This is a genomic window from Bacillus sp. FSL L8-0199 (assembly GCF_038005705.1).
Classification (GTDB): Bacteria; Bacillota; Bacilli; order Bacillales; family Bacillaceae_G; genus Bacillus_A; species Bacillus_A cereus.
The window spans coordinates 108,784-121,916 of the sequence record NZ_JBBOTS010000005.1; the positions used below are offsets into that span (position 1 = coordinate 108,784).

Below are 13,133 nucleotides of genomic sequence, written 5' to 3' on the forward strand. Positions count from 1 at the left end.
AGGAATCCTAATGTCAACATTTGAACAGTATGAAAATTTACCTGGTGTAAAGGTTTCTTATGAAGATGGGAATCTCTATACTGGTAAACAAGCTGAAGATGCTAGAACACAAGCGCTTTTAATAATGGGTACTGCTATTGATGGACCAGTAGGAGAGCCTGTATCCGTTAACCAAATTGGTGGACCAAAAGTTGCTGAAAAAATGTTCGGCGGCTTATTAGAACGAAGAGTTATTATTGAAAACGGTGTAGAAAAAACTGCACGTGTTCCTCATCAAGGTACATTAATTCGTGCGATGTGGGAAGCAATTCGAGCAGGGAATGAAGATATTAGATTACTTCGTATTTCTGGTAAAACAGCTATGTCTGAAATTCTTGCGAAAGATGCAAATAGTGAAGTTACTGAGCCTTTATCAGATTTACTAGGTAGTAATTTAATTCCAGGTAACGTTGCTTTTACAAAACGTTTAAATATCGAAAAAGATCATCGTCTTGTAAAAATCGAAAAGGTTGAGGAGTTTGAAGGAAGTGACACTTCAGGAGAACCAGTTAAAATTTTCCCAGAATCAACTGGCTATCAAAATGTAGATATAACACCTGGATCTGAAACGATTTACTTTGCAAAGGATAAGTTCCGTCCTAAAAATACAATTAAAGTGACTTTCAAAGCGAAGAAACGTAATTATTCAGAAGTTACTCGTAATATGGACGGAAAGACAGACCCATCTACATTAGGCTTATTAACACAAAGTCCTACTATGACTAATTACTTCTCATCAGAAGTAGGAAACTGGTCAGATGATCCTGTTCACCAAGTAAATATCTATACAAAGGACACACTTGGAGCTGTTAATGCAATTCCTATGGTAAATGCATCAGGTGAACGTTTATGGCGTATCGGTAAAGGTGATCCTAATGTGAAAAATGAACTTACTGATATGATTACTGCAGAAGAGTATAAGCAAGGTGGTATACGCTTTACTGAAGCATATCAACAAGAAGTTGCAAAAGGTACATATCCTGCATTAACAGCAGCATTAACTGTATCAGCAGACTATTTCTATTACAATGACTTAGAAATTCAAAAGTCAGAAGAATATGTAATTCCAGGTTCTGAAAAAGAAACTTTACTTAAATATACACCTGTAACAGACTCTCTTGAAGTGTATTACGAGTTAAATGGTAAACGTGTTTCTTTAAAAGCTACCGAGCATTACACTGTTATTTATCCTGATGGAAAAGACAGAATTAAAGTAATGATTAAATCTGGTGTTGGTCCTGTTGGTGCTAAATTATTTGCACACTATAAGACAGGTGAGGGTGCGACTCAGGGAGCAAAAATCACTGTATTAGGTAAAAATGGTGGTAAAGTCTATGGTGGCATTCAAGACTATCGTGATTTTGAAAGCTTATATGGTGTTAAATTTACTGTTGAATATGAAGTGAATGAAAATGGAACTCTTGACATGGATAATCGTGTAGTGCGTTTCATTAAACCTTCTGATAAAAAATTAACATCAAATGATACTGAAATCCGCTTTAGAACAAAAGAAATGCGTGGTATTCGTACAATTCGTGAATTTGCGAACTATGTAAATAGCCTACCGCAAAATAATATTGTTCGATTAGAAGTCCCTGTAAATACTGGTGATGTTGCTGTAACAGGATTAATGGTAACTGACTATACAGTTAGTCCAATTGATGGCCGCTATGATTATCGTCCAATTAATCTTGGTGAAAAATATAGTGATGAAGAACTTAAATATACATTATTTGTTGATGACGACAAAGCTGAAAATGATGAAAGCCGCTTCCCATGGTTAGGTGGTAATGGATTCTATAACACAGCAAGCTTGTTAGAAATGAAAGAATTATATGATGTTCTTGGCGGCAGATATGAACTAGTTCCAGGTACTTTGGATGAATATGATTTAGTAGAACAAGGTATTTATAGCAAACTAGAAAACTACTCAGTTGATCTTATCTGGCTTTGTGATGCATTTGCTAATACAGCAATTGGTGCTGTATCTGACGATGGCTCAGTTCATGTTGATAATACACGAAACTTCGCAACTCAATTGGCGCAACATTGTGCAATGGTTAGTGCGAAAACATTTGAAACAATTAGTGTAATTGGTGTGGCAGCTGCTCCTGAAATTGGTTTACGTGAAATTCAACAATATATTGATCTGTTAACAAAAGGTATCAGTGTTGATGAAGAATCTGCTCAGTATTGGATTTCTCGTGGTATTAATCCTAACTACCAAAACATTCACAACATGTATAACCTTGCAACAAATGAACAAATCTTTAACGACGAGGGAGAGCCAATCGATATCGGTCGATACACTAACGTTGTATTCGGTCCTGAAACTGGACTAGCCAATGAAAAACTTGGCCCATATATCGCAAGTGGTTCTGGTATTTACTCAGCGTTAATTTCACAATTGCGACCAGAAGTTTCTACTACAAATAAACCTATTGCTGTGTCAGGGCTACGATATAACTTATCTGAAGCTCAACATAACCAATTAGCTGGTGGACATTACGTTACATTTGAAAACAAAGTGAGCATCAATGGTAATCGTTCTATTGTTGTAAAAGATGGTGTGACGGCTGCTGGAGTAATGAGTGACTATCAACGTTTATCTACGGTACGTATCACTCATACTACTGTTCAATTAATTCGAAAACTAGCAGATAAATTTATCGGTCTGCCAAATGGTATTGCTCAGCGTAATAGTTTAGCAACAGAAATACAAGCTGGTTTAGATAAGTTAAAAGATCTTGGAGTATTAACAAACTTCAAATTCTCTATCTACACTTCAGCTAAAGACCGTGTGTTAGGCAACGCATATATTCAACTTGAATTAGTTCCTGCATACGAAACACGTAAAATCTACACTAGCGTAGCATTGCGTGCAAGCTTATAAAAGTAACGTGCAAGGGGTGAGTAACCCTTTGCATGTGTATAATAAATAAATTTCACAAGGGGTGAAATAGTTATGTTTAATCAAGAAGAATACACTCGTACCTTTTCTACATTTTCTGGTGCGGATATTGCAGCAACATTTAATGGTCGTGTAATTGGAGAATTACAGGCGATTTCTTATTCAGTTGCACGTGAAGTTGCTCCTGTTTATACAATGGGTAGCCCAGATGCTCGTTCTTTCTCTCGTGGTAAACGTGGCATTCAAGGTTCTTTAGTCTTTGTTCAATTTGATCGAGATGCATTACTTGAAGAGATGAAAAAAGAATACAAAGGTGCTCCATCTCCTATGCGTTTCCAACAATATATTGCGAACGTAAATGGACAAGGCGCTCGTTCTGGACGAATGGGTCTTGAAGATGAAATTCTAAGCGGATTGAAATCTATATCTCCAAATGGTGCAAATACATATGGTATTAATACTTGGGATGAACAAATGACTCGTTTAGGATACGCTCGTACAGATGGTTCTCAAAGCGGCGGATTCAACACAGACAATTTAACAGACTTCTTCGTTCCAGAGTATGCCGATCAGTTAATGCCTTTCAATATTACGATTTCTATGGCGAACGAATACGGACAACGTGCAGGTATGGAACTCTACGGAATTCAATTGTTAAATGAAGCATCTGGATTCTCAGTGGATGACGTAATTACTGCAAAAGCTTATTCTTTCGTTGCTCGTAAACTTAAAGGTGTTCAAGCAAAAGATAATCTTCGTCAAGAAGGTGGAGCTTCTGGTAATGTCGCTTCTGGCGATACGCTTGCAAGCGGATTTTAATAAGTAATAGGACAGCAGAATTGCTGTCCTATTTTAGAATAAAAAGGAGAAACATATGGAATCTATTAATTTATTAATTAAGAACTTAATACCGTATATTAGAAATCCAAAAGTAATGTCGGCTTCTCCAAATGGTGCGTATGACTTGATCCAATGGATGGGGAGCACAGGTGTACAATTTAAAGATCCTATTCTGTTTGTAAGAATAGCTTCAACTGAAATTAATCAAAGGTTAGATTCAGAAAGTGCATTACTAGTGTTGAGGAACTTTATTTCACTTGCTATGAAGTTACTTAAAGGAAACGAGCAAGAAATGGCTATACGGCTCATAGAGTCCACCATTCAAGATATTAGAAAAAATCAAATGCTTACAAAAGAATTAGATGATAAAGAAAGAAGAAAAAAGAAAGATATTCCTAATATCCCTGCAAAGAGCGCTCCAGATGCTTATCAAAAGAATTTTAATTCATATACTGGCGCAGATATGGTTTGTAGTATTAATGTGCCTGGAAGAGGTCCTGTTGTTTTTGGTGAATTATCTAGTTTATCATACTCAATATTTAGAGAAAAATATCCTGTTCGTGCATTAGGACGTGTAAGTATGAAGGGATTTACAAGAGGAATGCGAACAATTTCCGGAGTGCTAGGTTTTACTGTATTTGATGAAAGTATCGTTTATAGATGCATGAGAGAAATAAAAGAAGCTGGCTACAGAATGCTGATGGATGAAATGCCTTTGTTTGATATTACTTTATCAATGGCCAACGAATTTGGTGCGCAATCTTCTATGAGTTTATACGGTGTTAGTACATATACAGAAGGAATGGTCTTGAGTATTGATGACATTTTCACTCAGAACGTATATGAGTTTTATGCATTAGATATCGACCCAATGCAACGTACAAATTTAGCTAGTTCAATAAAATTACAGTCTTTATAGGAGTGTTAAACATGGTAACAAATAAAGGATATTACGGGAACAGACAGTCACTACAAAGTACATTAACACCCCGACAAGATATGTATGCTCGCCAAGATACAAGGGTCGAATATCAAATATTTAACTCTGAATATTTCTCCAATGCTGATGTGAAGTTATATTTTGGTGACATATGGGTGGATGACATTACAAGTATCGCTTTTCAATTATCTGAAGAAGTTTTACCTATATACGGATACCATTCTTATACAATGGATGCAGTAGCAAGGGGAAAGCGATTAATACAAGGAGCTTTTTCGATAAACTTTACTTCTGTTGGTTACTTACAGCAAGTTGTTCAGAATGCTAATGCTATTTTTCATGCTGTTTCGAATGGGGAAAAAGAAGGGAAAATTAAGCCGCAGTACTATCAAAATCTTAAATTAGAAGAGATTTTAACACGACTAGGTAAAAGTTCTTTTGATCAAATTGCTGATGAATATGAAAATGCTATATGGGGTGCCCAAAAGGATAATGGTCATTATATGAGTTATGATGATGCTCCTTATTTTTATAATTCACAATTCGGGTTTGATATAAGAGTTCAGTATGGAGCTATATCAGAATCGAGCGGATACATAAGTAATCAAATGTACGAGTCTAAAAGATTTAATAAGCCTAGCATGACAGTGGATGTGATTAATGGTGTACAGCTTTCAGGCATGTCTAAATCTATTTCAACAGCTGACCAAGGGGCGCCAATACAAGAGCAATATTCATTTATTGCTAGAGATTTAAACGGTAGATCATTAGCGAGCATGTCTCAGGGAAGTAATAATGAAAATAAAGAGCAATCTATTGAAACTATATATCGTCCAATGCAATATGGAACAATTGAATAAAACAGCTTTTTTTACTTGGATAAAGATATTATAATTGTAATGTAATGCATTACACTAGGAGGAATAAAGATGGAAAAAGCCAAAAAAGAGAATACAATACAGGAAGATACTAATAAACAAGCAGATATAGTTGAAAAACATGAAATAAATGAAGAACATATTGAAAATAAGCCGCAGCCTGTTTTTACTGGTGTAGATGGAACTGAATACTCTGAAGAGGAATGGCATGCGCCAGTTGTTAAAAATGGTCCTACTCGCATGGAAGTAGAGGAATGGAAAGAGCGATATGGTGGTATTTACTTTACTCCATTTGAAGGTGAACCATTTGTATGGAGAACATTATCACGCCCTGAGTATCGTGAAATTATTAGAGATCAGACATTAACAGCCCTTGATCGTGAAGAAATGTTTACAGAGAAATGCGTTTTATTCCCAAGAAACTTTACTATTGAAAAGATGTTAAAAAGCAGAGCAGGGATTCCAAGTCTATTATCTGAAATGATTATGGATAAATCAGGTTTCGTTGCACAAAGTGCACCAATAAAGCTTTAAGTTATAGCAGGACACTATGTTCTGCTATCTTTGTTATAAGAGGGTGAATACTTAAAATGAATGAAGAGCTAACAATAAATAATTTAATCGAATGGAAGCAACAATTTGGTGATATTTATCAACTAGATATTTTGGAGCAAACTTATATTTTTCGGGCACTTGGAAGGGAAGAGTATAAAGAGATAGTTCTTTTAGATCTAGACTTAGGTGAATTTCAAGAAGTTATCTGCTCGCAGGTAGTTATCTATCCTTACGATTACGATTATTCAGTTGGAGTTGCTGGAATCGCTGAAATATTATCAGATGGCATATTAGATGTTTCAGGATTGCACTTACAGCAAGCAAAAGAGCTATTAGACCAATATAGGGAAGAAATGCTGAATTACGATTATCAAGTGGATTGCATGATTCATGAAGCATTTCCTGAATATCCAATAGAAGTAATTGCATCTTGGCCAGTGAGAAAAACAATGTACTATTTATCTAGAGCTGAGTGGATACTACAAAATTTAAAAGGGGTTCGAATTGAGTCAATTGATGAAACAATGATGAATGATGCACAACAGCAGCAGGGGCAATATAATCAACAGATGCAAAGAGAGATGCCACAACAAAATGCACAGTATGAGGATCAATCCACACATCAACAGACTCCTCCACAAAATAGTAAAAAAACATTATCAGAGGCAGATATGAATAGCGAAGCAGCAGTATTAGCTATGCTTGCTGAATCAGGTGCAAAGGTCACAACCCCAGCAACAAATTTTGAAGAGGTACATCCTGAGTTAGGATGGTTTAAGCATCATGATGAACTAAAAGGGGAGTTTGATTAATGTTTAAATTATGGGAATGTGTAGGTCTTATTCAATATGATCGTAATTTGAATAGGCATTACGGATGTATGCAATGGGCTATACAAGAATGTCTAGCTATACTTTTTATAAGAACGTTTGAAATCCTTGAAGGAAGAGAGTTTGATATTCATGCAAGAGTTACGCTTTGAAGAATATAAAAACAAACCACGAGAGACAGAACGATTCTATAAGAAACCTGAAGAAAGAGATGAAATGCCTTTTATCGGAAAGCTTGGAATAGGTGTCGCTGCAACATTGGGTGCATTATCAGTGGGGCATAGAACTGGTGCGTTTCGTAAAATAAGTCAATTTCTTAATACTGAAGGAAAAGCGGTTTACCGTGCTGCAAAAGAAACATTAGATAACCAAGGAAGATTAGTTGTAGGTGAAGATAAATTAACTGTTGATCGAATGAAGGTATTGAAAAATAACTTTGTTAAGAGAAGAAAAGAAATTTTAGGTGAGCAAAAAAAGAAGCAAGCTGACGTTATTAATAGCCGTGAAATGGATATAGAACGCTACTTACGACATAAAGATAATTTGATTGGTCGTATAGATGGTCCTGGTAATTATAAAGGTGAAGTTCCATTTCATATACAGGAAGGATTTCGTTTTGCAGCAGTTATGGATGACATGAGAAAGCATCAGTCATTTAAAGGGAACCAGTCTTTAATGGATGAGTTAGACAAAGCGTTGTCTAAAGGAAAGTTAGGAGTGCTGGATTTCGGGTCAGATGAGCAACTAAAATTATTATTAAAAAATCACGGAAAAGGTGTAGATCATTCAGAAGTATGGAGTGTATTAAAGCAAACCAGAGAAAGATATCAGCGCCATGATTTCATCCAAACCAATACAGATGCTAAAAGGCTTGTAGAAGGAATGCAACAAAAGCTCCGTGAATTTACTGCTCAACAAATGCAAGACATTACAAAGAAAGATAATATCCTTAAACGTGCAGTTATTGGTCATAAACAGGCTACAGTCGGAGATGTACTTGGCCTACATGATGCTGGGAAAATCAAAATGAATGCAGGTTTAAAGGCTCAAATCGATGATGTACTTCAATATAATAAGAGTTTTAAAGAGACTGTTTTTGATGAAAATTTATATCTTGTTACAAAAAACGGTGAAGTAGAAAGTTTAATGGATTATAAAGTTTTTAGTAATATGAAACGTAATCAGGCAGAGTGGTGGGCTAATACATTACCGGGTGGACTAGCTCATCTAAGAGATATAATGAATATAAAGACAGCTAGAGAGCAAGCAAGCTTTAAGATATTCCAACGTGGAAGTATTCAGTCTAGTTTAAATGGACATAGAGGGATAGAGTCAACAGAAGCCTTGAATCAAGAGGTTGTCTATGTAAATGGTAAATTTGTAAGTCTATATGATTATGACGCTATTAATAATAATACAGCACTAAATATTTTAAACCCGAAACGGGATATGTATCTCACATCTTCTCAATTTGGTACATTAGGAAAAATGCAAAGACATATTTCTGGTATTATGACGGATAACGAAACTCCTAGAAATCCTATCGCTAGTTTTTTTGATATTGGAAGACAAGATACAGATTCATTTTATAACCAAGGATTTAGTGTGTTTACTAAGTTTTTAAACAAAGATTGGGATCGAAATCGAATTAAGAATCTTTTTACAGATGGATTTGAGGATGCTTCATCTTTATATCAAATGAATAAGTACTTTAAATTAAATACAAAAGGCTTCAATCCAAGGGTCTTAAATCAGCTGAAAGATGACTTACCTTCAGATATTAGAGAATTTATAAAGGATAAAAACATTAATTTCTCAGAAGAGGATGATATCATAAAGCTGTTTCGTCATATAGGAGAAAAAGAAGTAAATAGTAGCACAACAGCTCACACGGAGTTCGTTAATTTATATAAGCAATTTGAAAGAAATCCAGATAAGGTTCTCAATAAAAAGACACCTATCGGGGAGAGTAATCCTATACTAGGTCATCATACACAGCTACAAACAGGTTATGATGTTATTCATCAACAAACCAGCATGTATCTTATGAGAGAAAGATTAATGAGACGCCCTGAAATGAAGTCATATACTAATTTAGCAGAGGATTTTCGAGGTGAATTAAAAGGGTTATACGACAACGGTAAAATACTTAAAGATGATTTACAAAATGCAGAGTTTTTATTGAATTATAGTATATTCCGTTCTCAAATGTTTGACGTTCAAAAGAATACTAACGCTGTACTAAATCGTACAAGTCGTTTGTTTCAAGAAAATAAAGATTTTCAAGATAGTATGCGTGAGATGTATCGCAAAACAAATCCAGTGTGGGAGCGGTATTCAGCGACACGCCCAATTAACCAAGTAGAAGATGAACATGTCGCAATAAATAAATCTGGAATGGCTAACCATTTGAGTACAATCTTTGGCTTAAATTCAAGTATTAAAGAAAGAGCTCAATCAGTGGGAGATATTTGGACACAAATCAGTCCATTTACTGGTCGTAATAATATGGAGGACGTAACGACTTTTGGTTTATTTGGTACTTATTATCCAATGTTCCGTTTACAAGATTCACTTGGAAATGCAGGATTAGGATTTTCAGATAAATCTATGGGTAGTGCTTTTCAAATATTTAACAATTTGATGTGGAAACGTATCTTCCCTATATACGCTGGAGTAGAAGCAGTAAAATATGCAGATTGGAAAACAGACCAATGGACTGGTGAAGGACTTGATGAACGATGGGAAAATTATAAGGCGAATGATCGTTTAGATAGAGCAGCAGCAAGAACGCCGGAAGATATTTATAATATCAAGCGTGAAAGAATGCTAAAGCCCGGTATAGACCATTGGGCAGCTATGCCAAGTATGCATCTTCCTGGTGTTGGTCCGATTGGATTAGGTGATGTTGTAAATAACGTATTTGCGCCTTTCTTAGGAAAAGCATCCATTCGTGAAGAAGATACAATGGATTATGATGAAACCTTAGATGACATCTATAATGGTGTAGAAGAAGTTCGTAAATCTAGATGGTGGTTTATGGGTTCTAAATCTGCATATCGTGGGGATCGTATTATGGAATTTGCTCCAAATAGTTTCCGTAAAGCACATAGTGATTATGAATGGACAAATACAAATGCAACTGGCGAAGAATATTGGAGTAATAGTTTGCTTCCTACGTTAGAAAATCCATTAGGTGGACTTTCATTCTTATTAGGTAATCGTGATCCCTATTGGTGGGAAAAAAAGCATTACTATGACCGTCCTTATATGTTAACAGGGCAACTGTTCAACCCTAATACAATGGTTCTTGGTGATATTGGTAATGCTACAATAGGCAAGTTAGTAAAACCCACACAAGAGATGCACCCGGAATATTGGGGTAATCCTACTCTTATCTATGATAACGAAACAAGCAAACTAGGAAGTAGACCTGATTCTCCTATTCGTACTGTTGTATCGCCAGCGGGACGAGTTAAAAATGACGTATTAGCAACAACAGAACAATATGGCGGGTCTTCTTCAGTAGATGCCACTGGAGATTCTTATCCTGCTAGATACTTTGTAAGTGATGAGTTAGATGGAAAAGGGAGTCCCACAGGAGCTTATGTTGCACAAGATACAGATACAGGGCAAGCGATGTATGTTCCAGCAAATATCGCTAAAGAAAATATCCCTATAGGCAAGATGTTCGAAATCGCTAGTACAGACGCCCCTCAGGGAAGTGAAATGAAAGGAGCTATCTTATCTAGTGAAAATCCAAGTTATAATGTCCAAGTTAGCACAAAGCCAAGAGCAATGATGGATGAAGAATATGCATATAAGCAGGATATTATGTATCGCAAAATGCAGAATATAGAAGACCCAAGATCAGCTAGTTGGTTAACCCAAGAAGCAATAGAAAACTGGTCAGAACCATTAGGTGTATATAAGTGGCTTGCGAATGATGAAATGCTAGGGCGTGACCCATATGGAGGGAAAACAGTTATACAAATGGCTGATACCGCCTATAATGCCTCTAATCGTTTTTGGGAGTCAGAGCTAGGTTCATTAGGGGGAAGTTTATCTGAGATTGGTCGTCGTTTTATTAGAAGAGATAGTGGTCAGTTAGATACATATAATCCTATACGCAATACAATGCCTGATTGGATGCCCGGTTCAGATTACTTTATTAATTTCCAAGTGGGTGATCCTTATAGCAAACTTCCAAATGGAGAATATCGTCTTCCTGGTGAAGCTTATGAATCCCTAAATGAATTGCATTCAGATGAAACAGGTAGATATGGAGCTTTTGATAAATTTAAAATCCTGTCTGATGCTGCCCCGTGGTCCGATGAATATAAATTTTGGAGTCAGTATCTTATGGACAACTTAGAGGATGAGGACTTACGAAAAGAAGCTACTCAAATACGAAAACAGGTTTCAAAACGTAAAAAGAAGTTTGAATTTACACCATATCGATTCAAAGGAAATGATATTGTCACAGATGAAGTTACCGTGACAAAATTCTTAGATGATTACACATTTTTAACAAAAGAATATGGTGATCAGCCAATCCGTATGGCTGGTATGGAATATAGAAAAAAAGCTACAGGTGTATTGCAGCAATACTTCAGTGTTGGTGATAAAGTTGAAATAGGTATCTCTGAAGATCCTACTCAGCGAATTTCGAAAGATACATACGGAACAATGAGAGCTGTTGTGTTTAATGAAATAGGTAATATCAATATGGATATTATCAGACGTGGTGAAATGGTAGAGAATCAAAATGACTTTTCAGCAACAGGAGTTCATGCAAGATTTACACCTCAAGAAATCAAACGAGGGGAACGTTGGGAAAATATTGCTCATGCTAGTACTCCTTTAAACACTAAGTTTTTACAAGTGCGCACAGCTGCTGAAGAGTATGAACGTGACCAAATATACGGAAAAGATTGGGCGACATGGGATAATTTTATGCTGAATGATTATATTGTGCCTACATTACAAGGTATAGGAAGATTCGATAGTCCATTATGGTCAATGGCAGCGGGTGCTACAACAGGCCTTGCGCTTGGACGCCTATTCTTAAAAGGTGGCCGACCAACTAAACTTATGTCTATTGCAGGTGGATTATTTGGTTTAGGCTCCAATATGTTTTATAAAAACTATGAAAAAGAACATGGCGAGAAATGGATACCAGAACGAAGACGTATCGAGAATGATATCAATGAGTATTTCGATATACTAAAATACCTTAAATATGAAGGATTATATCAAAATGCAAGAGAAGAAATAGCTCATCAAACTGGATATGATGTAGAAGATATTGTTCAAGTAATTAATGAGCAAAAAGACTTAACAAAGCAAAAAAGAAAAGAACTTGAGGAAGAGAAAAAACAACTCTATTTAGAACAACCAAAAGGATGGGAAGATAGAAGAAAAGAAATAAATGCAGAGTTAGAAACGATTTCGGAAAATAAAAATGAAATGTACCTACCGGATGCGTTTTTACAAGCACTTCAATATAAAGAAGAGCGTGATACGACTTTATATGGCATTGATCCTTTAGGTGATCGTATGCAAGTTATGAAAGCATTCCCTTATAAAGATAAGTGGTTCTTTACAGACTTTGCAGAAGCGAATTTAAAAGAACAAGAAGAAATACTAAAACTGATTCCTGAAAACCAAAAGCGGATTTATAAAGCAATTTGGGGATATGGAGTAGAAGAACAGAAGCCATTGGAATATTACATGCAAAAATATGATATTCCAGATTGGACATGGGAAGGATGGCGCCCAGAATATGATTTAAATGATATTAAAGTAAAAACCGTTGAGGAAGCTGGAATAGATAAAAGTGATTTTAATTTCTGGGATGACAATGTAGAGGCATCTCGCTATGTCCCAGATTTACACGAAGATGGTTCAAATACGATTTCTGGAGAAGGTGCAGCATCTAATTTCCAAGGATTTAATATTTTGAAACAAAATATCGTTAATATTTTACAAGGTTCTGGTTTAAGAAATGTTCAAGTTAACGTTTCTCCTTCGAATGGCTCGGAAACATATGTAGACTTTTCCTACACTGAAGATAGAAGAGATGAAATAGAAAATCATTTGAAAAAGTATACCAATCGTTATGTATAGAAGGATGTGTT

8 protein-coding genes are annotated in these 13,133 nt (G+C 35.8%); all 8 read left to right on the forward strand.

The window, feature by feature from the left end; all coding sequences use genetic code 11:
- Window positions 1–10 precede the first annotated feature (10 nt).
- Window positions 11–2,932, forward strand: coding sequence for a hypothetical protein (locus tag NST86_RS33875; RefSeq protein WP_340935613.1), 2,922 nt, complete (start codon window positions 11–13; stop codon window positions 2,930–2,932).
- A 72-nt stretch (window positions 2,933–3,004) separates the two neighbouring features.
- Window positions 3,005–3,769, forward strand: a complete 765-nt coding sequence (locus NST86_RS33880) for a hypothetical protein (protein WP_072190787.1) — start codon at window positions 3,005–3,007, stop codon at window positions 3,767–3,769.
- 55 nt (window positions 3,770–3,824) lie between these two features.
- Window positions 3,825–4,709 carry a hypothetical protein gene (locus tag NST86_RS33885; protein ID WP_340935615.1) on the forward strand — a complete coding sequence of 295 codons (885 nt, stop codon included), beginning with the start codon at window positions 3,825–3,827 and terminating at the stop codon, window positions 4,707–4,709.
- An 11-nt stretch (window positions 4,710–4,720) separates the two neighbouring features.
- Window positions 4,721–5,590, forward strand: coding sequence for a hypothetical protein (locus tag NST86_RS33890; RefSeq protein WP_098205223.1), 870 nt, complete (start codon window positions 4,721–4,723; stop codon window positions 5,588–5,590).
- 69 nt (window positions 5,591–5,659) lie between these two features.
- Window positions 5,660–6,142, forward strand: coding sequence for a hypothetical protein (locus NST86_RS33895; RefSeq protein ID WP_340935616.1), 483 nt, complete (start codon window positions 5,660–5,662; stop codon window positions 6,140–6,142).
- Between the two features lie 56 nt (window positions 6,143–6,198).
- The gene (locus NST86_RS33900; RefSeq protein ID WP_340935617.1) at window positions 6,199–6,975 is read left to right on the forward strand and encodes a hypothetical protein; all 777 of its coding nucleotides are present in this window, start codon (window positions 6,199–6,201) and stop codon (window positions 6,973–6,975) included.
- Window positions 6,975–7,145, forward strand: coding sequence for a hypothetical protein (locus tag NST86_RS33905; RefSeq protein WP_340935619.1), 171 nt, complete (start codon window positions 6,975–6,977; stop codon window positions 7,143–7,145). The genes NST86_RS33900 and NST86_RS33905 overlap by 1 nt, the downstream gene beginning before the upstream one ends.
- On the forward strand, window positions 7,126–13,122 hold the full coding sequence (locus NST86_RS33910) for a hypothetical protein (RefSeq protein WP_340935621.1): 5,997 nt from the start codon (window positions 7,126–7,128) through the stop codon (window positions 13,120–13,122). The genes NST86_RS33905 and NST86_RS33910 overlap by 20 nt, the downstream gene beginning before the upstream one ends.
- Window positions 13,123–13,133: the final 11 nt, after the last annotated feature.

Bases quoted from the DNA above. Each gene is read 5' to 3' on its own strand.
- NST86_RS33875 (WP_340935613.1), top strand. From the start codon at position 11: ATGTCAACATTTGAACAGTATGAAAATTTACCTGGTGTAAAGGTTTCT.
- NST86_RS33880 (WP_072190787.1), top strand. From the start codon at position 3,005: ATGTTTAATCAAGAAGAATACACTCGTACCTTTTCTACATTTTCTGGT.
- NST86_RS33885 (WP_340935615.1), top strand. From the start codon at position 3,825: ATGGAATCTATTAATTTATTAATTAAGAACTTAATACCGTATATTAGA.
- NST86_RS33890 (WP_098205223.1), top strand. From the start codon at position 4,721: ATGGTAACAAATAAAGGATATTACGGGAACAGACAGTCACTACAAAGT.
- NST86_RS33895 (WP_340935616.1), top strand. From the start codon at position 5,660: ATGGAAAAAGCCAAAAAAGAGAATACAATACAGGAAGATACTAATAAA.
- NST86_RS33900 (WP_340935617.1), top strand. From the start codon at position 6,199: ATGAATGAAGAGCTAACAATAAATAATTTAATCGAATGGAAGCAACAA.
- NST86_RS33905 (WP_340935619.1), top strand. From the start codon at position 6,975: ATGTTTAAATTATGGGAATGTGTAGGTCTTATTCAATATGATCGTAAT.
- NST86_RS33910 (WP_340935621.1), top strand. From the start codon at position 7,126: ATGCAAGAGTTACGCTTTGAAGAATATAAAAACAAACCACGAGAGACA.